The following is a 25,273-nucleotide window of genomic DNA, read 5'->3' on the forward strand; positions in this document are numbered from 1 at the left end:
GATGTGTCTTCCTTGGGGAATGGGGGAAACGCCGGCCTCAGGCGGCTGGCGGCTCGACGGCGCGCACCGAGTTCGGCACGACATGCCCGCCAAAATCATTGATCAGCGCCTGCACGAAGGGATCGACGGCGACGGCCTCCTCGGCCGCCTGCTGGCGCGCGGCGCGCTCGATGCGCGCCACCGCGTGGGCGGTGGCGTCGCCCGTCACGCCCACTTCGATCTCCAGGCGCAGGCTCTGGGCGAAATGCTCGCACAGCACCGTCTGCAGGCGCACGCGGCTTTCGCTCTCGGCCAGCGTGCGCACGGCAACGCGCAGCGTCACGGCATCGCCCTGGACGCCGGCCCATTCGCTCTGGCGGGCCAGTTCGGCGGCCAGCCCGGTGACGGGCAGGCGCGCGGCCAGCTCCGGCCAGTTCTGGGCCGACATATCGGTCAGGCGCGCGCGCGGCTGGCGCGGCGCGCGAGGCTCGGGCATGGCGCGCGCCACGGGCGCGGGCTCGGCGGCCAAGGTCTCGAACTCGTCGTCCGGATCCTGCATATAGGCTTGGGCGCCCGCCTCTTCGGCATCGTCGGGAATGGCTTCGTCGACCCAGGCGGGCGGCCCGTCGTCTTGCGGGGCGGCCGCCGGCTTGGCGCTGGGCGCCGGCGGCGGCTCGTCCGCCGCCGGCCGGACCGGCTCGGCCAAGGCGCTGGCCTTGGCGATGGCGGCCTGGGCGGTTTGTTCGGGGCTGTCTTCCCAGGGCGGCACGGGCGTCGCGGTGGCCGGGACCGTGCGCGCCAGGGCGGCCGCCGGCGGGCGGGGCTCGGGCGCGGGCTCGGCCGCAGGCTCGGGCGCCACAGGCGGCTTGGCGGCGGCGGGCGCCGCGGCGGGCGCGGCCTGGGCCGCCGCGACGCGCGGCGCTTCGGCCTGGGTCGCCGGGCCCGCTTCGCCATTGAGCGCCAGCATGCGCAGGCAGGCCATGACAAAGCCGGCGTATTCGTCCGGGGCCAGGGTGAGTTCGCCGCGGCTGTGCACGGCAACGGAATAGAACAGCTGCACGGCGTCCGGATGCAGGCTGGCCGCCAGGCGCGCGATGTCCTGGGCCAGCGGGTCGTCCGCGGGCGTGACGCCGGCGACCCGTTGCTCGATCGCGATGCGCGAGAGCAGGACAGCGAAGTCGGCCAGCGCGCCGGCATACGACAGGCCACGGGTGGCGAGCTCGTCGGCCACCGCCAGCACGCCGCGCGCGTCGCCGGCGGCCAGCGCATCCAGCAGCCGCACCAGGTGGCGCTGGTCGATGGTGCCCAACATGCCGCGCACGGCGTCTTCGGTCAGGTTGCCGGCGCTGTAGGCAATGGCCTGGTCCGTCAGGGACAGCGCATCGCGCATCGAACCCGAGGCGGCCTGGCCGATCAGGCGCAGGGCCGGCACCTCGAAGCCGATGGCTTCCTCGCCCAGCACCGCCTGCAGATGGCCGACGATGGACTCGGGCGGCATCTGCTTGAGGTTGAACTGCAGGCAGCGCGACAGCACGGTGACGGGAATTTTCTGCGGATCGGTCGTCGCCAGGATGAACTTGACGTGGGGCGGCGGCTCTTCCAGCGTCTTCAGCATGGCGTTGAAAGCGTGGCCGGTGAGCATGTGGACTTCGTCGATCATATAGACCTTGAAGCGGCCGGCGCCCGGCGCATAGACCGCCTGCTCCAGCAACTGGGTCATTTCCTCGACGCCGCGGTTGGAGGCCGCGTCAAGCTCGAGGTAATCGACAAAGCGGCCGGCATCGATCTCCGTGCAGGCGCGGCAGACGCCGCAAGGCTTGGAGGTGATGCCGGTTTCGCAATTCAGGGATTTGGCGAGGATGCGCGACAGCGTGGTCTTGCCCACCCCGCGCGTGCCGGTGAACAGCCAGGCGTGGTGCAGGCGCTGGGTATCCAGGGCGTGCGTCAATGCGCGCACGACATGATCCTGGCCAACCAGGGTATCAAAGGATCGCGGACGCCACTTGCGGGCCAGAACCAGATAAGTCATGCGGGGATTGTAGAGCCTGATGAGCTTGCCGGCGCCAGAACGCGACGATAAACGGTCATGGCAACGAAACAAAAGGGGCGCCGCGAGGGAATGGGTGTCAACACCGATATTCCGTATCGCGGCGCCCCTTTTGGGAAAACCGGGAGGCGAGCCTTACTCCGGCACTGGCCCTAAACGACTATGGCTGCTTCGTTCCCGACCTGACCAGGTTCACCGTCGAACCATGCGAAGGGGCCCGCCAGCCGTAATTCTATCAGAGCGGGCGAAAGCCCGCTCTGATAGACGGCTGGCGGGCCCCGCGAGCCCTTGCGGCCCTTGGGCCGCTTTGGGGCTAGCGCGCATAGGGCGGCCACGCCGCCCTATGCGCCGGGGCACGATGTTGTTCGCCCCCACCCTCCTTCCGAGAGGGGGGGGGCGAGCACGAATGCCCTTCTCCTCTTGGGAGCAAGGGCTACACTCTCCTATCTCGAGGGAGGGACGGCCGGGCGTTTGGAAGGGGGCCGGCCTGATTTATCATTCCGCCATAAAAAAGAGGGAGGTGGAGTTGAGCAAAAGCAAGACAGTAAGGGCCCTGCTGGCCTGCGCGTTGGCCCTGCTTGCCGGCGGCGTGTATCTGGCGTCCGCGGACATCGCGAAACTGTTGGGGCAGGACCCTCGATACCAATTGGTCGAACGGACCAAGGAAGGGCAGCTTGTGCAGGCACAGGCCAGTGTCTACAAGGCGGCCAAGTCCGAACCGGACACCAATGGGGTCGTATCGCTGGTCACGGAGAACGGAGAACGGCACTATCACCCCTTCAGCGTCGCCACCCAGGCGCTGGCCGACAACGGCGTGGAAGGAACGGCGGGCCTGTACCTGCAGGCCATGATCGACAAGCATCCGCAGCCCTCTCCGGCCCAGTTGGCCGCCTTGAAGTGGCTCACGGACAACAAGGTCGTATTGCCCAATGGCGCGGTGACCTGGAGTTATCCGCTGCCGCTTTATTACTCTACCTTCACCATGTCCGCGGGATGGGCGTCGGCTTTCTCTCAGGCACGGATCATCCACGCGCTGACGTATGCGGCCCACACCACGCGCAACGCCGACTATCTGCAACTGGCCCTGGCCGCCGCCAAGGCCTATGCCACCACCGTGGAAGATGGAGGCCTGCAGGATACGGTTGACAGCCTGCCTTTCTATGAGGAGGTGCCCGTGCCGGATAAGCACAGCCCGCACATTCTCAATGGCCATCTTTATTCAACCGTGGTGCTCTACGACCTGGCCCGCGAGAGCGGCGATGCCGGGATCGCCGCCCTGGCCGAACAAGGTGCGGCGACGGCGAGGAAACTGGCTCACTACTATGATTCGGGATACTGGACCAAGTATGACCTGATCCCCCGGGTTTCGAATATCAGCTTCCTGCTTCGTGGCGCGCAGGCCCCCGTCACCGTCAAGACCGGCACGTTGATCGCTCCCACTGGCGAGAGCATGCCCTTGACCCTGGCCGCAGTGTCGGGCAATGACAGCTACTTCAACGCCAACCTGCCCGGGCCGATTTTCTTCAACACCCTCGTTGGCCACTCGGGCTACACGATCCGGCTGACGTATACGGGTGAGCTCGATGGCATCGGCGTGGCCGGCATGCGCCCCGACGTCTCCGAATACTACCGACTCCCAACCCGGATCGGCCGGCGCGAGAATACGGCCACCACGCTGGAAGCCGCCATCCCAATCCAATACCTCTCCGATTCCACCCTGTCACGCACTTATCAACGCTGGCACGCCCGGCTGATGACGCGCCTGGGCGAGTTCACCGGGCAGCGTTGGTTTCACCAGACGGCCAGCCGCTGGATGGAATACGATGCCCGGCTCGATGCCGACCAAAAGGCCGGCAAGGCCCCCGCTCCGTTCCTGCGCGACACACCGGACATCCCCAAGGACGAGCAGGCTTCCTAGCGCAGCTTCAGAGTTCTATCCAGGCCTGGGCGCGGGGGAAGTAGAGGGCGGCGCGGGCGGGGCGGCCGTCGAGGGCGGTGACCTGGGCGCAATAGCGTTTGAGCTGGTCGGCATGGCGCAGGCGCATGCGTTGGGCGAAGTGGGCCGGGGTTTCGCCGGGCTGGGCCTGGCCGGTCTTGTAGTCGACGATGAGCCAGCCATCCTCCGTGCTCAATGCCAGGTCGATGACGGAGACACGGCCGGCGGCGTCGATGAGCGGCCATTCGCGCCGCGCGCGCGATTGGCGCAGCAGCCACAGGCCCCGGTCATGCGCCAGCGTGGCCTGCAGGGTCTGCAGCACGGCGTCGGCGGCGCTGTCGGCCTGGCTGTCCGGGATGCCGGCGCGCGTGAGCTGGCGCCGCATGGCCGGGCGGTGCTCGCGCAGGCGTTCGGCGTCCCAATGATCGCCGCCCTCCTCGCCCATGCGAGCCAGCCAGGCATGGGCGAGCGTGCCCACGGCGGCTTCATGGCCGGCCTCCAATTGCCAGGCGGGGTGTTCGGCGTCCGCCGCCAGGCCGCCTGGCTGGCCGCCGCGCCGCGGCAGGGCGGCCAGGGCGGCGACGCTGGCGTCGTCCAGGCGTTTGAGCGGCTCCGCCTGCCAGGCCGGCGCCGCGGCCAGATCGGGCGCCGTCTCGCGCGCCGGCTCCGGCGCCTGTCCGGCGCGGATATGCGGCCAGAGACGGCCCAGGAGGCTGGAGGCGGCCGGGGCGCGCGGGCCGTTTTCTTCATCGAGCGCCACATTGCCGATCAGGTGCAGGCGTTTGCGCGCGCGCGTGGCGGCCACGTAGAGCAGGCGGTCGGTTTCATAGGCGGCGCGGCGCGCCTCGCGCGCGCCGAGATAGCGCGAGACCGGATCGGCCTCGGTATCGGCGCGCGCCTTGATCGGCCCCATCAACACGCGCCCGTCGTGATGCTCGAAGCGCACCAGCGGCGCTTGGTCGCCGCGCGGCACCCGGTGCAGGCCATAGAGGATGACGCTGTCGAACTGCAGACCCTTGGACTTGTGCATGGTCATGATTTCGACGGCGCCCTGTTCGCCCTGAACATCGGGCGCGGCGAACAGCCGGCCCACGGCCGTGTCCAGCGCGGCGATGTCCAGGCCGCCATGCGGGGCCAGCCGCTCGACCAGCTGGAACAGGCTTTCGGCATCGGCGGCCGCGCCCACGCCGGCGTACAGACCGGCTCCGCCCAGAGCCTGCCAGACGCTTTGCAGCCAGGCGGCCAAGGGCCAGGCGCCGGAGTCATTGCCGCGGTCGAGCAGGATGGCGGCCACCCGCGACAGGCGGGCATGCTCCTCGGGCGCCAGCCACAGGCGCGCAGCGCCGCTGCCGGCCTCGGGCGGCGCATCGAAGAGGCTGGCTTGCGGCGGCGCGGCGGCCGGTTCGGCCAAGGCCTGGCGCAGCAGATCCGGAATCGGCGCGCGGTGATCGTGGCCGAACAGACGCTGCAGGCTGTCCAGCGTCAGGCCGCACCACGGCGCGCGCAGCACGGACAGCCAGGCCATGCGGTCGGCCGGATGCGTCAGGGCGCGCAGCAGCTGCACAAGATCGGCCACCACGGGACGCAGGCGCAAGGGCACGAGTTCGACGGCGCGGCTGGGGATGCCTTCTTGCGCCAGCCGGCGCGACAGGCTGCCCAGATGGGCGCGCGCGCGCACCAGGATGGCGACCGGATGGGCGCTGCCCGCATGCTCGGCCAAGGCCTGCCGCGCCAACGCCACGGCGATATCCTCGGCGGCTTCGTCGCCCGAGGCCAGGCCGTCGGCCGCCCAGGCCGGATGAAAGCGCACGGCCTCGCCGTCCAGGGCAGGATGGAAGGCGGCCGAGGGGCTGTAGCGGATGGCGCCGGCCACCGCGTCGTTGTCGGGAGGCAGCAGATCGGCAAAGCTGCGGTTGACCCAATCGACCACGCCGCCCTGCGAGCGGAAGTTGTCGGTCAGCTGCAGGAACTCCAGCTGCAGCGCGCCGATGCCGTTTTCGGTCGCGCCAAGAAAGAGCCCGACTTCCGCCTTGCGGAAACGGTAGATGGATTGCATGGGATCGCCCACCAGGAACAGCGTGCGGCCGTCGCCGGGCTGCCAGCCCGCGGTGAGCGTGGTCAGGAGGTCGATCTGGGTCTGGCTGGTGTCCTGGAACTCATCGACCAGCAGATGGCGGATGGAGGCGTCAAGCTTGAGCAGCAGCTCGCCCGGGTCGTCGGCATCGCCCAGGGCGCGCTGGGCCCGCTGGGCGATCTCGATGAAATCCACCTCGCCCGCTTCGGCGAAGACCTTCTGCAACTGCCCGACCGACAGCGCCAGCGTCACCAGCTGGGCGCTGAGCATATCCCATTGGGCGTCGGTAAAGCGCGCATCCGGCATATCGCGCAAGGCGGCCAGCCGGGCGACCCAGGGCTCGCCGCCCTCATAGCCCGAGAGCCACTGCACGAAGGCTTCCTTGTGAGCGCACTTGGCCGGAAAGCCCAGGGCCTTGGTCACGCCCTTGGGGCTGCGCAAGCTGCCCGCGCTCGTCAGGAGCAGATGCGCCAGGGCGCGCCAGCGCGGCAAGTCGCTGGCATCGGGCAGCAAGGGCTGCGACCAGTCCAGCAGCGGGGCCAGGCGCGCGTCCTCGCCGGCCGACAGTTCGGCCGCCGCCATCCTGGCCGGGCCGCACAGGGCGGCGTCGAAGCCTCGCGGCATGGCGCGGCCCAGGGCCCGCAGCTCGCCGGCAAGCGTCTCGGCCAGGTCCGCTTCCAGGCCGTCGCGGTCCAGGCCGCGCGCCAGCAGCGGCAGCCATTGATCCCGCTGCCCCAGCATATCGGCGATCGCCTGCTCGGCGGCCTGCACGTCCACATCCAGGTGGGCCAGCAGGTTGACGATGGATTCGTGCTCGTCGGCCAGCGCCAGGGTGGCGCGCGCCGCCGCTTCGTAATGGGCGCGCGCGTCGTCGGCGATCTCGGGCATGCCGCCCAGGCCGGACAGCCAGGGCATGCCGCGCACCAGGCCGGCGCAGAAAGAATCGATGGTGCGGATGGCCAGGCGCGCCGGATGCCGCAGGACATGCCAGTCGCGCTCGGCGTCGCGGGCCAGGGCCGCGCGCGCCAGCCGCCAGCTGCGCCGCTCATGCTCGGCCTCGGGCTCGGGGCCGCGGGCCCGCGCCAGTTTCTCGAGCACGCGCGCATGCATTTCCGAGGCCGCCTTGCGCGTGAAAGTGATGGCGACGATTTCCTCGGGTTTGTTCACCGTGGCCAGCAGCGCGAGGATGCGGTCGGTCAGCAGTTCGGTCTTGCCCGAGCCGGCGGGAGCCTGCACGATGAAAGAGGCTTGCGGATCCAGGGCGCGCAGGCGCGCGGCGTGGTCGCGGGGTTGGCGGTCGCTCATGGTTCAGGCCTCGTCGTCATCCAGATGCAGGCGCAGAAACGGCATGGCATCGCAGTATTTCAGGTCGTCGCGGCCCCAGGCCACGTTGGGCGCATGGCCACGCGCGTATTCATCGGCCAGCATCTCGATGGCGCGGCGCCAGTCGGCCAGGATCTGCTCCCAGCTGCGTCCGGCGAAGGCCTCGCTGTCGGCGGCCACGCGCACCCCCTCTATGCCCAGGTCTTCTTCGGCCAGGCCCTGCGCGCCCACATTGCGCGCATGGATCTGCCCCAGCAGCAGCCCGGCCACGCGCGCATCCGGCGTGTCGCCGGCCAGCACGGCCGCGTAGAAGGGCAGTTGCAGATTGATGGGCCGGGCACGCGACCAGTCCGCCTCGGGCCGCGCCTGCGCCGACCCGGTCTTGTAGTCGAGGATGACGGCGCGGCCATCGCCCAGCCGGTCCATGCGGTCCAGGCGCAGCTTGAGCGACAGGGCGCCGCGCCGCCAGCGATGGTCGGCCTCGACCTGGTCCACGCTAAACGGCAGGCGCCGCGCCTCCAGCGCCATCCAGCGCGCCAGCACGGCTTCGGCGCGCACGCACTCCAGCCCGCGCAAGGCCGGGGCATAGGCCGACAGCTCTTCATCGGCCGCCTGCTGCACCGCCTCGCCCAGCAAGGCGGCAAGACGCCCTTCGCTCATGGCCAGATGCAGGGCCTCCTGGTCGGGCAGCATGCGCCAGGCAAGCTCCAGCGCGCGGTGCAGGAACTGGCCGCGCACATTCTGCGCCGCCGCCTGCGCGTAGGGCGCCAGTTCGCGCGCGCCCAGGCGGTGACGCACAAAGGCCCATTGCGGATTGCGCGCCTGGGTATCGAGCACGTCCAGACCGCCCGCGCTGTCGCTCCCCGGCTCCAGCGGCGGACCGGACTCGTCGACCAGGCTTTGCAGCGGCCAGGGCGCACCGGCCTCGCCGCGGCCCGCGGCGGCGTCCAGCAAGCGGGCATCGGCGATCAGCGGCGAGGGCCGCAATTCGCGCTCGCCATCATGTTCGGCGCAGCTGACGATGAGCTCGGGCGCGCAGGCGCGCAGCGCTTCGTAGATGTTCTCCGCCCATTCGCGCTCGCGCTCCGGCGTGGCGCGCGGCGCGCCGGCCTGGCGCAGCACGCTCAAGGGCAGCAGAGGATTGGGCTTGGGCGAGGCCGGCAGGACTTCGTCGCTCAGGCCCAGCATCCACACGCCGTCCCAGCTGCCGCCCTCGGCTTCCAGCAGGCCCAGCACATCCAGCCGCGCCTGCGGGTCGCGCTGCGGCTGGAAACTGCCCGCGCGCGCGGCGCTGGCCAGCAGGCGCACGGCGGCGCGTCCGTTCAAGAGGCCGGCCGCGGGCGCCAGCGCCGCGAAGTCGCCGAGCAATTCGCCCAGCGCGCCCATGACCTGATAGCCGACGCTGTCGAGCGCCTGCTCGCCCGGAAAACCCAGGGCTTTGAGCGCCTCGCGGATGCGCGGCGTCCAGACGTCGCAAGGCGCGCGCGTGGGACCGTCGCGCCAGATCTTCATGGCGGCTTCCCAGGCCTGGGCCAGCCGCGGGCTGTATTGCAGGTCGCTGCGCCAGGCGGCTTCGCTCACGCTGACGCGCCCCAGGCGGCGCCAGCGCGCATCCAGCGCGGCGTGGCGCTCGCTGCGGTCGCCGGCGCAATGCCCGGCCAGCAGCGCCGCGCCCAGCACGGGCGCGGCCACCTTGCCCGTGCCGCCCATCTCGGCCAAGGCCTGCAGCCAGGCCAGGGCCGCCCGCAAGGCGGGCCATTCGATCAGGGGCCGGCCGACGGCCACGTTGAAAGGCAGGTCGGGCTGGCCGGCCTCGCCCTGCAAGGCCTGCATCAGCACGCGCCGCGCGAACGGCGCCTCGCTTTCCAGCTGCGAGGACACGATGGCATAGCGGCCGGCGGGATGCGCCCGCAGGCGCTGGGCGGCCCAGGCCGCGGCGGCGCGCCATTCGGCGCCGTGATCGGGCGCCAGCACGCGGGCCGGCTCGGCCAGCGCGCGCAGGCCTTCACGCCAGACAAGCAATTGCGCGCCCCCTTCCTCGAAAGCCGCGAGCAGACGCGCAAAGCGCGGCGACACCTCGCCGAAACCAGCCAGCACCACCCGCGCCGGCGGCGTCAATTCGCCGGCGCGCAAGGCGCGCAGCACGCGCTCATAGCCTTGGTTGGCATCATCCGCATCGAGTTCGGCCAGCAGGCCGCGATAGCGGGCCCGCCAGCGCGCAAAGCCCAGGTACTCATCGGTCTGGGCGGCCTCGGGAATCTGCAGGCGCCATTCGTCGCACAGCATGTCCGCGTCCATGGCCAGGCGCGCGGCCTGGTCGATGTCGAGCAGCTCGCGCTCGGCCTCTTCGCGCAGGATGGCCTCGCGCCACACCAATTGGGCCGCGAATCCGCCCAGCCGGAAAGCGGGCAGCTCCGCATGGGCGGCGAAGGACAGCTCATCGGCCGCGCTGGCCAGCCAGGCCGACAGCGGCAGGATGCGCGGCAATTCGCTGACCTGCCGGTCGGCGCGCAGGCGCGCGGCCAGCTCCAGCGTCAGACGGCGCGACAGGCGGTTGTTGACGGAAAGCACCAGCGTGCCGGCGCAGGGCAGCTCGGCCAGTTGCGTGGCATCGCAGGCGGGCAAATCGGAAAGAGAAGGCATGCGCGGCGGACGGGCGGATTCGATAGACCGAAGGATAGCCTGCCTGCGCGCGCATCAGAAACCGCAGAGCGCGGCCACGTTCTCCCAGCTCAGGCGCATCTGCGGCGACAGATAACCGGCAAAGCCCAGGACCAGCACGGCCGCCAGCAGCAGCCCGGCCAGCCAGCGCGGCCAGCGGCGGGGCTTCATGCCGCCGCCCCGACGACGCGCTCGCGCACCGGCAGGCACAGCAGCATCGCCACCAGGGCCAGCGCCAGCCCCACCCACCACACACCGTTATAGCTGCCGGTATGGGCATAGACATAGCCGCCCAGCCACACGCCGATGAAGCTGCCCACCTGATGGCAGAGGAAGGCAATGCCGGAAAGCGTGGCCGCGAAGCGCAGACCATAGATCTCGCCGATGAGGCCTTGGGTCAGGGGCACCGTCCCCAGCCAGAACAGACCCATCCAGGCCGCGAAGAGATAGAGCACGACGGGCGTGAGCGGCACGGCCAGCACCAGGATGATGCCAAAGGCGCGCAGGCCGTAGAGCCCGGCCAGCAGCCATTTCTTGCTGAAGCGCCCGCCCAGCTTGCCGGCATAGAAAGAGCCAAGCACATTGAACAGGCCGATGAGCGCGATGGCGGTCGCGCCATGGCTGGCATTCAATCCCGCGTCGGTCACGAAAGCCGGCAGGTGCAGCGTGATGAAGGCCGTATGGAAGCCGCAGACGAAATAGCTCCAGGACAGGAAATGAAAGGACGGGTGCATCAAGGCCTGGCGCACCGCGAAGCCCAGGGTCTGCGGGCCGCCATGGCCCTGGGGCTTGCCGCGCAGAAACCAGGCCAGGGGCAGCGCCGCGGCCATCATCAGCGACAGCAGCCACAGCGCGCCGGTCCAATCCATATGGGTGATCGCCAGCTGGCCGCTGGGCACCACCAGGAACTGGCCCAGCGAGCCGCCGGCGCTGGCAATGCCCATGGCCGTGCTGCGGTAGGCCGGCGGCACGGCGCGCGCGATGACGGGCAGGATGACGGGGAAGGTCGTGCCGGCCTGCCCCAGGCCGACCACCACTCCGCTCATGAAACAGAGCGTGAAGGCGTCGGCCGCATAGCGCGTGCCCAGCATGCCCAGGAAATACAGCAATGCGCCCAGGGCGATCGTGCGGCCCGACCCATAGCGGTCGGCCATGATGCCCATGAAAATACAGGAAACGCCCCACACCAGGTTCTGCAGGGCGAAAGCGAAGGAAAACAGCTCCCGCCCCCAACCGTGCGCCAAACCCATGGGCTGCATGAAGAGGCCGAAGGTGGCGCGTACGCCCATGGCCAGGAGAACCACCACCGTGCCCACGACAATCGTGCGCACGGATACCGCTTCTGCTGTATTCGACATGACAGTCGGCTTGTCTCGAGTCGTCGTCTGGCGTCGCTGCGCCATGTTATGGAAATCCGCCATGCCGGGCATCGCGGTCGCGCCCCTCCTGGCGCGTAAGACCAATGATAGACCCGGCCCCATCAAGCGAAAAGCCGCGGCGTCAGTGCTAGAATGCCGGTCTTCCTACCGCGCCCGTGCTTGAATATCGATGCGTTTCAAGCACTTAAGCTGCCCAGTGCGCAAGGCGCGGCCGCGCTCGCCGTAGTTAAATGGATATAACCGGCCCCTCCTAAGGGTCAATTGGTGGTTCGATTCCACCCGGCGAGGCCAGCTCCAGCCTGTTTATCCCCCCGTCTTGTCCGCCGGCCATCAGCCCGACCGGATTTTCCCTAGCCCCCGCCGCCATTCAGCCTCCTGCAGGGCAAATTGGTATACGCTCGCGCGTCGATGGGCGGACATTAACCCGTCCCTAGTTTTTTATTGCATAAAACCGCAATGCCCCCTTGCGCGCCAGTTCAAATTGCTGTTTAAATTTGGCCCGTAAGCCCATAATTCACTTGGTTTTTTTCTAGCTTTACCCTAGACGTGACCGGGTTGTACTTTCATACAGACAGATAAGGCCTGTAATCATGGCATTTCCCTGGATACGCGCGGTCGCATCGGCAATAGCGCCCATGGCGCTGGCCCTGGCGACCCTGCACTCGGCAAGCGCCCTGGCGGCCAAGCCGGCGGATCCCTGCAAGACCAACGCGAAGTCCGCCGAATGCAAGGCGGCCAAGAAAAAATCGGCCGGCGCCAAATCCGCCGGCAAGACAGACAGCAAGGCCAGCGCCGCCAAGAAGCCGGCCGGCAAGACCGCCAAAAAGTCCACCCGCGCCAAGAGCGCGTCCAGCAAGAAAATCACTGCCAAGACCCGTAGCCGCGCCGCCGCCGCGGCGGCCACCACGAGCGCCGCGCTGGCGCCGGCGGCCGCCTCCCCGGCCGCCGAGGCGCGCGCCCTGCGCTCGTCCACGGCCTATGTCCAGGATCTCGAAACCTCGACCGTGCTCTTCGCCAAGAACGAGAACGTCGTGCGCCCCATCGCCTCCATCTCCAAGCTCATGACCGCGCTGGTGGTGGTGGACGCCAACCAGCCGATGAACGAGATCATCGAGATCACCGACGAAGACGTCGATACGCTCAAGCACACGACCTCGCGCCTGCGCGTGGGCACGCGCCTGTCGCGCGGCGACATGCTGCATCTGGCGCTGATGTCCTCCGAGAACCGCGCCGCCCACGCCCTGGGCCGCAACTATCCCGGCGGCCTGCCCGCCTTCGTCGAGGCCATGAACGCCAAGGCCCGCTCGCTGGGCATGCTCAATACGCATTTCATCGAGCCCACGGGCCTGTCGAGCGAAAACGTATCCTCCCCGCATGACCTGGCCCGCCTGCTGCGCGCGGCCGCGCAGCGCCCGCTCATCCATCGCTATTCGACCGACACCGAATACGATGTCGAGATCAACAAGCGCACGCAGACCTTCCGCAACACCAATCTGCTGGTGCGCAAGCCCGATTGGGACATCAAGGTTTCCAAGACCGGCTTCATCAACGAAGCGGGCGAGTGCCTGGTCATGCTGGCCCGCATCAATGGCCGCGACATGGCCATCGTGCTGCTGGACTCCCAGGGCAAGCTCTCGCGTATCGGCGATGCGGTCCGCATCCGCCGCATCGTGCAAAGCGACGTGGCGATGCTCTGAGCCTCGCCCGGACAAGACAAAGGCCGCTTGCGCGGCCTTTTTTTTTCGCGCCCGCCGCCCTCAGGCATGCACGGGCAAGGGATCGTAAAGATGCGGCGGCAAGCCGTCGAACACGGCGGCGGCATCCAGCGAACGGATGGGCACGCGCGCATCGCGCGGGATGCGGCCTTCGACCTGCAGCATCTGGTAGCGCAGGCAGCACACCCGCAAAAAGGACGTGAAATTGGCCGCCTCGCCGCGATACGCCATCAGCTCATCGTAGAGGCGTTCGATCAGCTGGGTGACGCGCAGGCCGTCACGCTCGGCGATCTCCTGCAGGACGTCCCAGAACAGTTTCTCCAGCCTGACGCTGGTGGCCACGCCGTGCAGCCGCAGCGAGCGGCTTTCAGGGGCATAGGATTGTGCATTGGCGCGTATGAAGATCTCGCACATGGGACCCTCCGGTGATGGCCGCACTGTACGGTCTAGCCCGCCCCGGTGGCAAGCGCCGCCGGGGCGGCGCCTCAGTGCGAAATCCGCGTGCCCAGCACCGCCAGGAACTGGGCCAGCCAGGCGGGATGGGCCGGCCAGGCCGGCGCGGTGACCAGATTGCCATCGGTATGAGCCTGGTCGATGGCGATTTCGGCATAGGTGCCGCCGGCCAGGCGGACCTCGGGCGCGCAAGCCGGATAGGCCGAGCAGGTGCGCCCCTTGAGAATATCGGCGGCGGCCAGCAGCTGGGCGCCATGGCAGACGGCGGCGATCGGTTTGCGCGCCGCATCGAAATGGCGCACGATTTCCAGCACCCTGGCGTTCAGGCGCAGGTACTCGGGCGCGCGCCCGCCGGGGATGACCAGGCCGTCGTAGTTCTCCGGCTCGACCTTGGCGAAGTCGTAGTTGAGCGCGAAGTTATGGCCCCGTTTTTCGCTATAGGTCTGCGCGCCCTCGAAATCGTGGATGGCCGTGGCGACGGTGTCGCCGGCCTTTTTGTCGGGGCATACGGCATGGACCACGTGGCCGACCGCCAGCAGGGTCTGGAAGGGCACCATGGTCTCGTAGTCTTCGGCATAGTCGCCGACCAGCATCAAGAGCGTTTTGCTCATTGTCGTCTCCTGTCCCGGCTCCATAGTGGCGGGTGCGGTCTATTGTGGAGCCGCCGGACAGGCCCGGGGTGGTACAGGATTACCGCGTCCGCCCTACTCCAGCCCCACGCTGACCGTCTTGGCGCCCAGCAGCTCGACGAGCACGGCCGGCGCGATGCCCACGAGATAGCCGCGCCGCCCGCCATTGATATAGACCTCGGGGTGCGACAGGATGCTTGCTTCGACATAGACCGGCATGCGCTTGCGCGTGCCGAAGGGCGAGGTGCCGCCCACCTGGTAGCCGGAGTGGCGCTGGGCCACCTCGGGTTGGCAGGGCGCGACTTTCTTGCAGCCGGCCTGCCGCGCCAGATTCTTGGTCGAGACCTCGCGGTCGCCATGCATGATGACCACCAGCGGCCGGGCCGCCTCGTCTTCCATGATCAGGGTCTTGACCACCGCATGCGGGTCCAGGCCCAGCTGGCGGGCCGCCTCGCCGGCGCCGCCATGGTCGATGTAATCGTAAGTGTGTTCCGTAAAGGCCACTTTATGCTGCCTGAGGAACTGGGTGGCGGGCGTTTCGGAGACGTGACGGGATTTGCTCATGGGATGCGGGCGCCTAGGCGCGGGGATGATGGGCCGCGTGCAGCGATTTCAGGCGCTCGCGGGCCACATGGGTGTAGATCTGGGTGGTCGAAATATCGGCGTGCCCCAGCAGCAGCTGCACCACGCGCAGGTCGGCGCCGTGGTTGAGCAGGTGGGTGGCGAAAGCATGGCGCAGCACATGGGGCGACAGCGGCGCGAGCACGCCGGCGCGCTGGGCGTATTTCTTGACGAGCTGCCAGAAAGCCTGGCGCGACATGGCCTGGGCGCGCCCGGTGACGAACAAGGCGTCCGAGACGCGCGCGCCGACCAGTTCGGGGCGCGCTTGCGCCAGATAGCGCTGCAGCCAGTGCGCGGCCTCCGCGCCCAGCGGAACCAGCCTGTCCTTGCCGCCCTTGCCCTGGATCACGCGCACCACGCCGTCGGTCATGCTGACGTCCAGCGTCTTGAGGCTGACCAGCTCGGATACCCGCAGGCCCGTGGCGTAAAGCGTCTCCAGCATGGCGCGGTCGCGCAGGCCGCGCGCCGTGTCCAGATCAGGCGCGCCCAGCAAGGCTTCGACCTGGGCTTCGGACAGCGTCTTGGGCACGCGCAGCGGCTGCTTGGCGGCCTCCAGCGCGAGACAGGGATCGGCGGCGGCGCGCTTTTCGCGCAGCGCCCAGGCATAGAAACGGCGCAGCGCCGCCAGCCTGCGGTTGGCGGTGGCCGGCCGGCTTTCTTCGTGCCGCGCGGCAAACCAGGCTTCGATGTCGGCGCTGGTGGCCGCGCACAGCTGCCCGCCCGCGGTTACGCCGGGCGGCGGCGCCTGCAGCCATAGGGCGAAGGCGCTCAGGTCGCGCCGATAGGCCGCCAGGGTATTGGCGGCCAGGCCGTCTTCGAGCCAGATGGCGTCGATGAAGGCATCGATATCAGCCTGCGAGGTCAGGGGTCGGTCGTCGGACATGGAGGGCAGCGGAAACCGGAGCGTCCCAATTCTACGGGGCGCGGGCGGCCTCGCGCGAGGCCATGGTCTTGAGCCAGACCTCGAAGGCCTTCAGGGCGCCGGAGCGCTCGCTGTGCTGCGGATAGCCGAAGTAATAGCCCTGGCTGACCTGCAGGGACTGAGGCACGGGCATGACCAGGCTGCCGGCATCCAGCGCCGGCTGGGCCAGGAAACGCGGCATCAGGCCCACGCCCAGGCCGGCCTGGACGGCGGCCATCACCATGGTGAAGAGCTCGTAGCGCGGCCCGCCGGCGGCCTGCGGCCCATAGAGATGGCCGTTGGCGCCATACCACTGGCGCCAGGCATCGGGCCGCGAGGCCAGGTGCAAATGCGTCATGCCGGACAGCGCCGAGCTGCCCTGCTCGCGCGCCCGCTCGGCCAAGGCCGGCGCGCAGACTGGCACCAGCTCGCGCTCGGGAAACAGCAGCACGCCCTTGCTGCCGGGCCAGACGCCATCACTGTGATAGAGCGCGCCGTCGAAAGGCTGGTCCTTGAACTGGAAAGGCAGCGTGCGCACCGAGAGGCTGACGGTGATGTCGGGCTGCGCCTGCTGGAAATCGGCCAGGCGCGGGATCAGCCAGGTGGTGGCCAGCGTGGGCACGACGGCGATATGGATGCTGCGCCCCATGCCCGTGCGGCTGACCAGGCCGAAGGTGTCTTTTTCGATCTGTTCGAGATGATGTCGGATGCGCCCGGCGTATTCGGCGCCATGGTCGGTCAGCACGATGCGCCGCCTGACGCGGGTAAACAGCTGCACGCCCAGGCGCGCCTCCAGGCTGGCGACCTGCCGGTAGACCGCGCTATGGGTCAAGGAGAGCTCCTCGGCCGCGCGCGAGAAGCTGCCCAGGCGCGCCGACGCCTCGAAGGCCTGCAAGGCGCTGAGGTTGGGGATGCCGTTTCTCATTGCTGTTCGTCCATACTGCGTGTCACTTCGGGCAGCCCCGGCTAGGCGCGGCGCGCGCCCGCCGATAGGCTTACCCCCTTGCCGCCGCCCGTCCCGGTCGATGCTGCGATGCAGCATCCGGATACGTGCCGGCAGCTCACTATCATGTGCAATTTTATCAATTGCCTTGTGCAAGTCTGGAACATTATTCTGGCGCGATATTTCCCGTAATCCGACATATGAATACCCAATCCTCCGCGACGCCCTCTCCCGCCAGCCCCCGCATGGGCGGCCACATCCTGGTCGACCAATTGGCCGCCCATGGCGTCAAGCACGTCTTCTGCGTGCCGGGCGAGAGCTATCTGGCCGTGCTGGACGGCCTGCACGACGCCAGCATCGAAGTCACGGTCTGCCGCCAGGAAGGCGGCGCGGCCATGATGGCCGATGCCCATGGCAAGCTGACGGGCGAGCCGGGCATCTGCATGGTCACCCGCGGCCCGGGCGCGTCCAATGCGCTGGCCGGCGTGCACATCGCCAAGCAGGATTCCACCCCGCTGATCCTCTTTGTCGGCCAGATCGAACGCGGCATGCGCGAGCGCGAGGCCTTCCAGGAGATGGATTACCGCGCCGTCTTCGGCACCCAGGCCAAATGGGTCACGGAGATCGACCAGGTCGAGCGCATTCCCGAGCTGATTTCGCGCGCCTTCCATATCGCCACCTCGGGCCGCCCGGGCCCGGTGGTCATCGCCCTGCCCGAGGACATGCTGGTCGAGACGGCCGCCGTGCCCGACGCGCCGCATTACGAAGTCATCGACGCCGCGCCGGCCGCCGGCCAGATGGAGACGCTCGCGCAGATGCTGGCCGAGGCCCGCAAGCCGGTCGCCATCCTGGGCGGCACCCGCTGGGACGCCGAAGCGGTGGCGCGCTTTGCCGATTTCGCCCGCGCCCATGCGCTGCCGGTGGCCGTGTCCTTCCGGCGCCAGATGCTGTTCCCGGCCGACCACCCCTGCTATATCGGCGACGTGGGCCTGGGCATCAACCCCGCGCTGCTGGCCCGCGTGAGCGAGGCCGACCTGATCCTCCTGGTGGGCGGCCGCATGTCGGAAAGCCCCAGCCAGGCCTATACGCTGCTGGACATCCCGGTGCCGCGCCAGAAACTGGTGCACGTGCATCCGGACAGCGCCGAACTGGCGCGCGTCTACCGCCCCCATCTCGCCGTCAATGTCTCGCCCGCGGCCTTCAGCGCCGCCCTGGCCGGGCTGCCCGCGCCCAAGGCCGCGCCGGCCTGGGCCGCCGACACCGAAGCCATGCGCCAGAACTACCTGGCCTGGAGCGATCCCGGCAAGATCCGCACCCCCGGCAAGCTGCAGATGGGCGAAGTCATGGCCTATCTCGAAGACAGACTGCCGGCCGACGCCATCATGACCAATGGCGCGGGCAATTACGCCACCTGGCTGCACCGCTTTCACCGCTACACCCGCTACGGCACCCAGCTGGCGCCCACCTCGGGCTCCATGGGCTATGGCCTGCCGGCCGCCGTGGGCGCCAAGCGCGTCTGGCCCGACAAGACGGTCGTCTGCTTCGCCGGCGACGGCTGCTTCCTGATGCACGGCCAGGAGTTCGCCACGGCCGTGCAGTACGATCTGCCCATTATCGTGGTGCTGGTCGACAACGGCATGTACGGCACCATCCGCATGCACCAGGAGAAGCACTACCCCGGCCGTATTTCGGCCACCCAATTGAAGAATCCCGATTTCGCCGACTATGCCCGCGCCTTTGGCGGACATGGCGAACGTGTGGAGACGAGCGCCGAGTTCGGCCCCGCCTTCGAGCGGGCGCTGGCCAGCGGCAAGCCCGCCATCCTGCATTGCCTGATCGACCCCGAGACGATCTCTCCGTCGACCACCCTGGAAAAAATTCGCGCCGCGGCCCTGAAGGCCCAGGCTTGAGCGCGCGCGAAAATTTAAATTTAAACTTCAAGCATCCATACACTGGAGTACCGAATGTCCTCGACGCCCTCGTTTAACTGGGAAGATCCGCTGTTGCTGGATCAGCAACTGACCGAAGAAGAGCGCATGGTGCGCGACGCCGCGCATGCCTACGCCCAGGACAAGCTCGCCACGCGCGTGCTGGAAGCCTTCCGTCACGAAAAGACCGACCCGGCCATCTTCGCCGAAATGGGCGAGCTGGGCCTGTTGGGCGCGACCATCCCCGCCGAATACGGCGGCGCCGGCCTGAACTACGTCAGCTACGGCCTGATCGCGCGCGAAGTCGAGCGCGTGGACTCGGGCTACCGCTCCATGATGAGCGTGCAGTCCTCGCTGGTCATGGTGCCGATCAATGAGTTCGGCAGCGAAGAGCAAAAGCGCAAATACCTGCCCAAGCTGGCCGCCGGCGAATGGATCGGCTGCTTCGGCCTGACCGAGCCCAACCACGGCTCCGATCCCGCCGGCATGGAAACCCGCGCCGTGAAGGTCGACGGCGGCTACAAGGTCAGCGGCGCCAAGATGTGGATCACCAATTCGCCCATCGCCGATGTCTTCGTGGTCTGGGCCAAGTGCGTGGGCGGCGAGTTCGACGGCAAGATCCGCGGCTTCATCCTCGAGAAGGGCATGAAGGGCCTGTCGGCTCCGGCCATCCACGGCAAGGTCGGCCTGCGCGCCTCGATCACCGGCGAAATCGTCATGGACGACGTCGAGATCAGCGACGCCCAGATGATGCCCGGCGTGTCCGGCCTGCGCGGCCCCTTCACCTGCCTGAACTCGGCCCGCTTCGGCATCGCCTGGGGCGCGCTGGGCGCGGCGGAAGCCTGCTGGCACACCGCCCGCCAGTACACCCTGGACCGCAAGCAGTTCGGCCGCCCCCTGGCCGCCAACCAGCTCATCCAGAAGAAGCTGGCCGACATGCAGACGGAAATCACGCTGGCGCTGCAAGGCTGCCTGCGCCTGGGCCGCATGAAGGACGAAGGCACCGCCGCCGTCGAAATCACCTCCATCATGAAGCGCAACTCCTGCGGCAAGGCCCTGGACATCGCGCGCCTGGCGCGCGACATGCTGGGCGGCAACGGCATCTCCGATGAATTCGGCGTGGCCCGCCACCTCGTCAACCTCGAAGTGGTCAACACCTACGAAGGCACGCACGATGTGCACGCCCTCATCCTGGGCCGCGCCCAGACCGGCATCCAGGCTTTCTTCTAAGCCGCGATCGCCGCAGCAGCCCCAGGCCTGGCGGCCTGGGGTTTTGTTTTTTTTGCGGCGCTTCCGCTGCCGCGAAGCCGGTGTTTCCGCATGACGAATAGCCACGAGCCGCCAGCGCGTTTACGGTAGAACCTGGTCCCGCAAGAGGATCGCATACCTAGAACATCGGAGACATCAATGCAGACCTTACGCCGCCTGGCCGCGCACGCGGCCTGCGCGCTGGCCGCCGGCCTCGCGCTGGCCAGCCCCGCCGCCCACGCCGCCGATACCGATTGGCCCCAGCGCCCGGTCACGCTCTACCTCGGTTTCCCGCCCGGCACCTCCACCGATATGGTGGCGCGCCTGCTGGGCGAACAGTTCAGCAAGCGCTGGGGCCAGCCGGTCATCGTCGAGAACAAGCCCGGCGTGGGGGGCAGCCTGGGCGCGGCGACGGCGGCGCGCATGCCGCCCGACGGCTACACCCTGCTGTTGAGCGCCTCCGGGCCCATGAGCATCAATCCGCACGTCTACAAAAACGTGGGCTACGACAGCGCGACCAGCTTCGCGCCCATCACCCAGACCACCTGGCTGCCCTATGCGCTGGTGGTGCGTCCGGACTTCAAGGCCAAGAACCTGCAGGAACTCATCGCGCTGGCGCGCAGCCAGCCCGGCAAGCTCACCTATGCCAGCACGGGCGTGGGCACCAACAGCCATCTGATCATGGCGATCCTGCAGGCCAAGACCGGCATGCAGCTCACCCACGTGCCCTATAAGGGCAGCTCGCAAAGCCAGGCCGACGTGCTGGGCGGCAATGTGGACATGACCTTCGACACCCTGGCCTCCGAACTGGCGATGATCCAGAGCAAGCGCCTGCTGCCGCTGGCCGTGAGCAAGGGGCAGCGCACCGACCTCGCGCCCGAGGTGCCCACCGTGGCCGAACAGGGCTTCCCGAATTTCGAGGTCGGCGCCTGGCTGGGCCTGTTTGCCCCGGCCGGCACGCCGGATGCCGTGGTGCGCAAGGTCTTCGACACCACCCAGCAGGTGATGGCCGATCCGGCCGTGCGGCAAAAGCTCATCGCCCTGGGGTCCGAGGTCCGCCTGAGCAAGAGTCCGGAAGCCTTTGCCGCCATGATGCGGGATGACTACGCCATGTGGGGCAAGGTCGTACACGAAACAGGAGCAAAATCGCAATGAACCCGACCCGTCCATCCTCGCCCGGGCGCGCGCCCGGAATATCCGACGCCGAATGGAAAACCCGCGTCGATCTGGCCGCCTGCTACCGGCTGATCGCGCTGTTCGGCATGAGCGACCTGATCTACAACCACATCACGGCCCGCATTCCCGGCACCGACGATGAATTGCTGATCAACCCCTATGGCCTGATGTACGAGGAGATCACGGCGTCCAGCCTGGTGCGCATCGACATCGAAGGCAATGTGCTGCACAACCCCGACCCGGAACTGGGCATCAACCCGGCCGGCTATGTGATCCACAGCGCCGTGCACGGCGCCCGCCATGACGTGGGCTGCGTGATCCACACCCACACGCGCGCCGGCATGGCCGTCTCGGCCATGCAATGCGGGCTGCTGCCGCTCACGCAGACCTCGATGCGCTTTGCCGACATCGCCTATCACGACTACGAAAGCGTGGCGATCGACCTGGACGAACGCGCCCGGCTGGTGGCCGACCTGGGCGACAAGGAAGCCATGATCCTGCGCAACCACGGCCTGCTGGTGGCCTGCGCGACGGTGGCCCAGGCCTTCAACAGCATGTATTGGCTGGAGATGGCCTGCAAGGCGCAGGTCGACGCCATGCACAGCGGCGTGGCGCTGCACACGCCTGCGCAGGCGGTCATCGACCGCACCTGCCATCTCTACAAACCGACCACGCGCCGCCCCTTCGGCGAAATGGAATGGCCGGCCATGCTGCGGCTGCTGGACCGGCGCGATCCGGGCTTCCGCGGCTAAGGCGGGACAGGGGCAGGATCAGGCCTGCCCGCTCAGGTCGAACAGGCTGGTGGCATCCAGCTCCAGCACGACTTCGTCGTGCTGGTTGTAGATGAACCAGGTCCAGGTGATGATGCCCAGGTCCTGGCGCGAGGACGAGGTGCGCGCCCCTTGCACACGCGCATGCAGGGTCAGCTCATCGCCCGGGCGCACCGGCACCCGCCAGCGCACTTCGCCCAGGCCGGGCGAACCGAAAGACTCGGAATCATGCAGGACCGCGTCCACGGCCATGCGCATGGCCAGCGCGCACGTATGCCAGCCGCTGGCGATCAAGCCGCCCCAGCGCCCTTCCTGGGCGCGCTTTTCGTCGACGTGGAACCACTGGGGATCGTATTTGCTGGCAAATTCGAGGACTTCTTCGCGCGAGACCTTGACCGGTCCCCCCTTGATCACCATCCCCTGGTGCAGTTCGGCAAACTTCATGGCTAGTCCTGTGGCAAACAGGCCCTGGCTGGGCCCGCCTTCAAGCATATCGCGCCAGGGGCGCCTGGCGCGAATCCGCGGTGTCGATCAGATGGCGGCTTCGATGAGGAAGGGCCCCTTGTGCTTCAGACCCGCCTGCAAGGCCTGCGTAAAGCCCTCGACGCTGTCCACGCGCACCGCTTCGACACCCATGCCGCGGGCCAGGCTGACCCAGTCCAGGCTGGGGTCGACCAGGTCCAGCATGCGCTGGGCATTGCGACCCGGCTCCTGCACGCCGACATTGCGCATTTCGCCATGCAGGGTCTGGTAGCTGTTGTTGGCGTAGATGATGGTCAGGCAATCCAGGCGTTCGCGCGCCTGCGTCCAGAGCGCCTGGAGGGTGTACATGCCGCTGCCGTCGGCCTGCATGGTGACCACCTTGCGGTCGGGGCAGGCCACGGCGGCGCCGGTCGCCATGGGCATGCCGATGCCGATGGCGCCGCCGGTCAGCTGCAGCCAGTCGTGCGGCGCCGAGTTGACGTTGTGCAGGCCGATCTCGCGGCCCTGCGTGATGGACTCGTCCACCAGAATGGCGTTCTCCGGCAGGTGGCGCATGGTGATCTGGTTGAGCGCCGCGCTGGTCAGCTTGCCGGAAGTGGGCAGCGGCTCGCGCCAGCCGGCCGCGGCCAGCCGGGGGGCGTCCGACTTGATGCCCAGCTCTTCGGCCAGCCACTCCAGCGCATGCGCCAGATCCTGCTCCTGCGTGGCCAAGGTGACCGGCTCGCAGCTTTCGGGCGCCAGCAGGCTGGGCTTGCCGGGATAGGCAAAGAAAGCGACCGGCGAACGCGCGCCGACCAGCACCAGCTTGCGCACGTCGGCCAGGAAGGCCAGCGCCTGGTCCACGGGATAGGGCAGGCGGTCAACCGGCGTGCGTCCCTGGCCGCGCTCGACGCGGCGGTTGGAAGTCTCGCTGGCCAGGCGCACGCCCGTGGCCTGCGCGATGCGGCCGGCGGCGGCCAGCGCGCGGCCGCGCAGGGCGGTGCCGCCCAGCAGCAGCATGGTCTTCTCGCCGGACCGGATGGCCGCCGCGGCGGCGCGGATGGCGTCGCCATCGGGACGCGACGGCGCCTCGACGGCGACCGGCATGGGCGCCGGCGTATTCGCGGGCAGATCGGTCCAGGCCGCGTTGGCGGGCAGAAAGAGCGTGGCGACATTGCCCGGCGCCTGGCGCGCCACGCGGATGGCTTCTCCGGTGCGGGCGGCCACCGAGGCCGCGTCTTCGATGCGGCCGACCCAGTGCGACATCGGGCGGGCCACGCCTTCGCCGTCGCTGGTCAGCGGCGCGTCGTATTGCACATGATAGGTGGCGTGGTCGCCCACCACATTGACCATGGGCGTGCGGGCGCGGCGGGCGTTATGCAGATTGGCCAGGCCATTGCCCAGGCCCGGGCCCAGGTGCAGAAGCGTGGCCGCCGGCTTGTCGGCCATCCGGGCATAGCCATCGGCCGCGCCGGTCACCACGCCTTCGAACAGGCCCAGCACGCAACGCATGCGCGGCTTGCGGTCCAGCGCGGCCACGAAGTGCATTTCCGATGTGCCGGGATTGGCAAAACAGACATCAATGTCGTTGACAAGCAGGGTATCGCAAAGACTGTCGGCGCCGTTCATGGTGTCAGTATCAGAAAGGAAGAAAAAAGGGGCGGGCGGGCCTGGGCGGCCCGCCCTGTCGCTGGACATGATAGGGATAGCGAGAGGGTGCGCCTAGGTCCATTTCGCAGCCGCGGCATGGAACCACTCTCCCCAGGCGCTCAAAACCTAGGGTTGACCCTCAGAAGACTCAGGCCGGGCTCGGGATCTGGCCCAGGAAAGCCCGCGCGCGCTTTGCGGGGCCGAGAAGAAGCGCCGCGGCGGCGCGCTCGACCACGCGCCCGCCGCCCTCCATGAAGACCTTAGCGCACCGGCCAGGGATACATCGCCCCGCCCTGGTTCCAGAGCGCATTGACGCCGCGCGCCAGGCCCAGCTTGCTGTCCTTGCCGACATTGCGCTCGAAGATCTCGCCGTAATTGCCCACGGCCTTGATCGCGTGATAGGCCCATTTTTCGTCCAGGCCCATATTCTTGCCCGCCCCGGGCGTCACGCCCAGGATGCGCGAGATATTGGGGTTCTTGCTTTGCAGCATCTCGTCGACGTTTTTCTGCGTGATGCCGTACTCCTCGGCCTCCATCAGCGCGAACAGCGTCCAGCGCACGATGCCCAGCCAGTTTTCATCGCCCTGGCGCACCATGGGGCCCAGCGGCTCCTTGGAGAAACGTTCGGGCAGGATTTCAAAGTCGGCCGGATTGGAGACCTGGGTGGCGCGCACGGCGGCCAGTTGCGAGGCATCGTCGGTGAAGGCATCGCAGCGGCCGGACTCGAAGGCGCGCACGACCTCGGTCACCTTGTCGATCACCACGGGGGTGAACTTGATGCCGTTGGCGCGGAACCAGTCGGCCAGGTTCAGCTCGGTGGTGGTGCCCGGCTGCACGCAGACCGTGGCCTCGTTGAGTTCCTTGGCGGACTTCACGCCCAGCGACTTGCGCACCAGCACGCCCTGCCCGTCATAAAAGCTGGCGGCGACCGCGGCCAGGCCCAGCGAGGTGTCGCGCGTCTGGGTGAGCGTCACCGTGCGCAGCAGGACATCGACCTCGCCGGACTGCAGGGCCGTGAAGCGCTGCTGGGTCGACAGCGGCGTGCCTTTGAATTTGCTGGCATCGCCGAACACCGCCGCGGCCACCGCGCGGCAGATATCGACGTCCATGCCTTCCCATTCGCCCTTGCTATTGGTGGCGGAAAAACCGGACACCCCATCCGTGAGGCCGCATTGCACAAAGCCTTTCTTCTTGACGGCATCCAGGGTCGGTCCGGCGTGCGCGGCCGACATGGCGCCGGCCAGCGCGGCCGCGCCCAATGCCAAGGCAATCGTCTTTTTCATGGCCAAGCTCTCCTCATGTGCAAGCCGCCCGCGGGATCAGGATGCGTGGCGGGCTGTCCGCGGCAGCGGACCAGCGAGAGCCAGATTACGCCGCG

At 68.4% G+C, this 25,273-nt stretch carries 19 protein-coding genes, 1 tRNA gene and 1 other RNA gene; 7 read left to right on the forward strand and 14 right to left on the reverse strand.

Annotation, left to right across the window (positions count from 1 at the left end; all coding sequences use genetic code 11):
- Nucleotides 1-37 precede the first annotated feature (37 nt).
- Together dnaX and ffs are read right to left on the reverse strand one after the other, a co-directional pair.
- Nucleotides 38-2,008: a DNA polymerase III subunit gamma/tau gene (gene dnaX, locus L540_RS16280; RefSeq protein WP_043210913.1), complete on the reverse strand. Its 1,971-nt coding sequence runs from the start codon at nt 2,006-2,008 to the stop codon at nt 38-40.
- Nucleotides 2,009-2,150: 142 nt separating this feature from the next.
- An RNA gene (ffs, locus tag L540_RS21605) (signal recognition particle sRNA small type) lies at nt 2,151-2,248 on the reverse strand.
- 304 nt (nt 2,249-2,552) lie between these two features.
- Here ffs and L540_RS16285 point away from each other — a divergent pair.
- On the forward strand, nt 2,553-3,944 hold the full coding sequence (locus L540_RS16285) for a D-glucuronyl C5-epimerase family protein (RefSeq protein WP_165590428.1): 1,392 nt from the start codon (nt 2,553-2,555) through the stop codon (nt 3,942-3,944).
- A 7-nt stretch (nt 3,945-3,951) separates the two neighbouring features.
- On the opposite strand, the gene L540_RS16290 is transcribed toward L540_RS16285, so the two are convergent.
- Genes L540_RS16290 through L540_RS16300 form a run of 4 tightly spaced genes read right to left on the reverse strand, consistent with a single transcriptional unit; the run spans nt 3,952 to nt 11,378 of the window.
- A complete protein-coding gene (locus L540_RS16290) occupies nt 3,952-7,341 on the reverse strand; it encodes a UvrD-helicase domain-containing protein (RefSeq protein WP_043210909.1) in 3,390 nt (1,129 codons plus the stop codon).
- Nucleotides 7,342-7,344: 3 nt separating this feature from the next.
- Nucleotides 7,345-10,002 (reverse strand): PD-(D/E)XK nuclease family protein, encoded by a 2,658-nt coding sequence (locus tag L540_RS16295; protein ID WP_043210907.1) that lies wholly within the window; start codon nt 10,000-10,002, stop codon nt 7,345-7,347.
- Between the two features lie 54 nt (nt 10,003-10,056).
- Complete coding sequence (locus L540_RS22090; RefSeq protein WP_257784698.1) at nt 10,057-10,191, reverse strand: hypothetical protein; 135 nt, start codon at nt 10,189-10,191, stop codon at nt 10,057-10,059.
- Nucleotides 10,188-11,378: an MFS transporter gene (locus L540_RS16300; RefSeq protein ID WP_068945292.1), complete on the reverse strand. Its 1,191-nt coding sequence runs from the start codon at nt 11,376-11,378 to the stop codon at nt 10,188-10,190. Before L540_RS16300 ends, L540_RS22090 begins: the two co-directional genes overlap by 4 nt.
- Before the next feature lie 237 nt (nt 11,379-11,615).
- Here L540_RS16300 and L540_RS16305 point away from each other — a divergent pair.
- Together L540_RS16305 and pbpG are read left to right on the forward strand one after the other, a co-directional pair.
- Nucleotides 11,616-11,690: transfer RNA gene (locus L540_RS16305), tRNA-Arg, on the forward strand.
- A 299-nt stretch (nt 11,691-11,989) separates the two neighbouring features.
- Nucleotides 11,990-13,096, forward strand: coding sequence for a D-alanyl-D-alanine endopeptidase (gene pbpG, locus L540_RS16310; protein WP_043210904.1), 1,107 nt, complete (start codon nt 11,990-11,992; stop codon nt 13,094-13,096).
- Between the two features lie 60 nt (nt 13,097-13,156).
- Here the strand turns inward: pbpG and L540_RS16315 are convergent, their stop codons facing one another.
- The 5 genes from L540_RS16315 to L540_RS16335 all read right to left on the reverse strand — a co-directional run bounded on the left by L540_RS16315 (nt 13,157) and on the right by L540_RS16335 (nt 16,643).
- A complete protein-coding gene (locus L540_RS16315; RefSeq protein ID WP_043210901.1) occupies nt 13,157-13,528 on the reverse strand; it encodes a ribbon-helix-helix domain-containing protein in 372 nt (123 codons plus the stop codon).
- 71 nt (nt 13,529-13,599) lie between these two features.
- A complete protein-coding gene (locus tag L540_RS16320) occupies nt 13,600-14,178 on the reverse strand; it encodes a DJ-1/PfpI family protein (protein ID WP_043210899.1) in 579 nt (192 codons plus the stop codon).
- 93 nt (nt 14,179-14,271) lie between these two features.
- On the reverse strand, nt 14,272-14,760 hold the full coding sequence (gene ybaK, locus L540_RS16325) for a Cys-tRNA(Pro) deacylase (protein ID WP_043210898.1): 489 nt from the start codon (nt 14,758-14,760) through the stop codon (nt 14,272-14,274).
- Between the two features lie 13 nt (nt 14,761-14,773).
- Nucleotides 14,774-15,700: a site-specific tyrosine recombinase XerD gene (xerD, locus tag L540_RS16330; protein WP_043210896.1), complete on the reverse strand. Its 927-nt coding sequence runs from the start codon at nt 15,698-15,700 to the stop codon at nt 14,774-14,776.
- Nucleotides 15,701-15,731: 31 nt separating this feature from the next.
- Nucleotides 15,732-16,643, reverse strand: coding sequence for a LysR substrate-binding domain-containing protein (locus tag L540_RS16335; protein ID WP_043210893.1), 912 nt, complete (start codon nt 16,641-16,643; stop codon nt 15,732-15,734).
- Nucleotides 16,644-16,861: 218 nt separating this feature from the next.
- Here L540_RS16335 and L540_RS16340 point away from each other — a divergent pair, with 218 nt between their 5' ends.
- From L540_RS16340 to L540_RS16355, 4 genes are all read left to right on the forward strand, one after another.
- Complete coding sequence (locus tag L540_RS16340) at nt 16,862-18,571, forward strand: thiamine pyrophosphate-binding protein (protein WP_109842559.1); 1,710 nt, start codon at nt 16,862-16,864, stop codon at nt 18,569-18,571.
- Nucleotides 18,572-18,625: 54 nt separating this feature from the next.
- Nucleotides 18,626-19,819 carry an acyl-CoA dehydrogenase gene (locus L540_RS16345; RefSeq protein ID WP_043210889.1) on the forward strand — a complete coding sequence of 398 codons (1,194 nt, stop codon included), beginning with the start codon at nt 18,626-18,628 and terminating at the stop codon, nt 19,817-19,819.
- A gap of 177 nt (nt 19,820-19,996) precedes the next feature.
- Nucleotides 19,997-20,992: a Bug family tripartite tricarboxylate transporter substrate binding protein gene (locus tag L540_RS16350; protein WP_043210887.1), complete on the forward strand. Its 996-nt coding sequence runs from the start codon at nt 19,997-19,999 to the stop codon at nt 20,990-20,992.
- Entirely contained in the window at nt 20,989-21,765 is a 777-nt protein-coding gene (locus L540_RS16355) for a class II aldolase/adducin family protein (protein ID WP_048026527.1), read from the forward strand. The genes L540_RS16350 and L540_RS16355 overlap by 4 nt, the downstream gene beginning before the upstream one ends.
- A gap of 18 nt (nt 21,766-21,783) precedes the next feature.
- Here the strand turns inward: L540_RS16355 and L540_RS16360 are convergent, their stop codons facing one another.
- From L540_RS16360 to L540_RS16370, 3 genes are all read right to left on the reverse strand, one after another.
- On the reverse strand, nt 21,784-22,227 hold the full coding sequence (locus L540_RS16360; RefSeq protein ID WP_043210885.1) for a MaoC family dehydratase: 444 nt from the start codon (nt 22,225-22,227) through the stop codon (nt 21,784-21,786).
- An 87-nt stretch (nt 22,228-22,314) separates the two neighbouring features.
- A complete protein-coding gene (locus L540_RS16365) occupies nt 22,315-23,874 on the reverse strand; it encodes an acetolactate synthase large subunit (protein ID WP_043210884.1) in 1,560 nt (519 codons plus the stop codon).
- 281 nt (nt 23,875-24,155) lie between these two features.
- Entirely contained in the window at nt 24,156-25,178 is a 1,023-nt protein-coding gene (locus L540_RS16370; RefSeq protein ID WP_043210882.1) for an amino acid ABC transporter substrate-binding protein, read from the reverse strand.
- Nucleotides 25,179-25,273: the final 95 nt, after the last annotated feature.

This window comes from Bordetella pseudohinzii (genome assembly GCF_000657795.2).
GTDB classification, from domain to species: domain Bacteria; phylum Pseudomonadota; class Gammaproteobacteria; order Burkholderiales; family Burkholderiaceae_B; genus Bordetella; species Bordetella pseudohinzii.

Bases quoted from the DNA above. Each gene is read 5' to 3' on its own strand.
- dnaX (WP_043210913.1), bottom strand. From the start codon at position 2,008: ATGACTTATCTGGTTCTGGCCCGCAAGTGGCGTCCGCGATCCTTTGAT.
- L540_RS16290 (WP_043210909.1), bottom strand. From the start codon at position 7,341: ATGAGCGACCGCCAACCCCGCGACCACGCCGCGCGCCTGCGCGCCCTG.
- L540_RS16295 (WP_043210907.1), bottom strand. From the start codon at position 10,002: ATGCCTTCTCTTTCCGATTTGCCCGCCTGCGATGCCACGCAACTGGCC.
- L540_RS22090 (WP_257784698.1), bottom strand. From the start codon at position 10,191: ATGAAGCCCCGCCGCTGGCCGCGCTGGCTGGCCGGGCTGCTGCTGGCG.
- L540_RS16300 (WP_068945292.1), bottom strand. From the start codon at position 11,378: ATGTCGAATACAGCAGAAGCGGTATCCGTGCGCACGATTGTCGTGGGC.
- pbpG (WP_043210904.1), top strand. From the start codon at position 11,990: ATGGCATTTCCCTGGATACGCGCGGTCGCATCGGCAATAGCGCCCATG.
- L540_RS16315 (WP_043210901.1), bottom strand. From the start codon at position 13,528: ATGTGCGAGATCTTCATACGCGCCAATGCACAATCCTATGCCCCTGAA.
- L540_RS16320 (WP_043210899.1), bottom strand. From the start codon at position 14,178: ATGAGCAAAACGCTCTTGATGCTGGTCGGCGACTATGCCGAAGACTAC.
- ybaK (WP_043210898.1), bottom strand. From the start codon at position 14,760: ATGAGCAAATCCCGTCACGTCTCCGAAACGCCCGCCACCCAGTTCCTC.
- xerD (WP_043210896.1), bottom strand. From the start codon at position 15,700: ATGTCCGACGACCGACCCCTGACCTCGCAGGCTGATATCGATGCCTTC.
- L540_RS16335 (WP_043210893.1), bottom strand. From the start codon at position 16,643: ATGAGAAACGGCATCCCCAACCTCAGCGCCTTGCAGGCCTTCGAGGCG.
- L540_RS16340 (WP_109842559.1), top strand. From the start codon at position 16,862: ATGAATACCCAATCCTCCGCGACGCCCTCTCCCGCCAGCCCCCGCATG.
- L540_RS16345 (WP_043210889.1), top strand. From the start codon at position 18,626: ATGTCCTCGACGCCCTCGTTTAACTGGGAAGATCCGCTGTTGCTGGAT.
- L540_RS16350 (WP_043210887.1), top strand. From the start codon at position 19,997: ATGCAGACCTTACGCCGCCTGGCCGCGCACGCGGCCTGCGCGCTGGCC.
- L540_RS16355 (WP_048026527.1), top strand. From the start codon at position 20,989: ATGAACCCGACCCGTCCATCCTCGCCCGGGCGCGCGCCCGGAATATCC.
- L540_RS16360 (WP_043210885.1), bottom strand. From the start codon at position 22,227: ATGAAGTTTGCCGAACTGCACCAGGGGATGGTGATCAAGGGGGGACCG.
- L540_RS16365 (WP_043210884.1), bottom strand. From the start codon at position 23,874: ATGAACGGCGCCGACAGTCTTTGCGATACCCTGCTTGTCAACGACATT.
- L540_RS16370 (WP_043210882.1), bottom strand. From the start codon at position 25,178: ATGAAAAAGACGATTGCCTTGGCATTGGGCGCGGCCGCGCTGGCCGGC.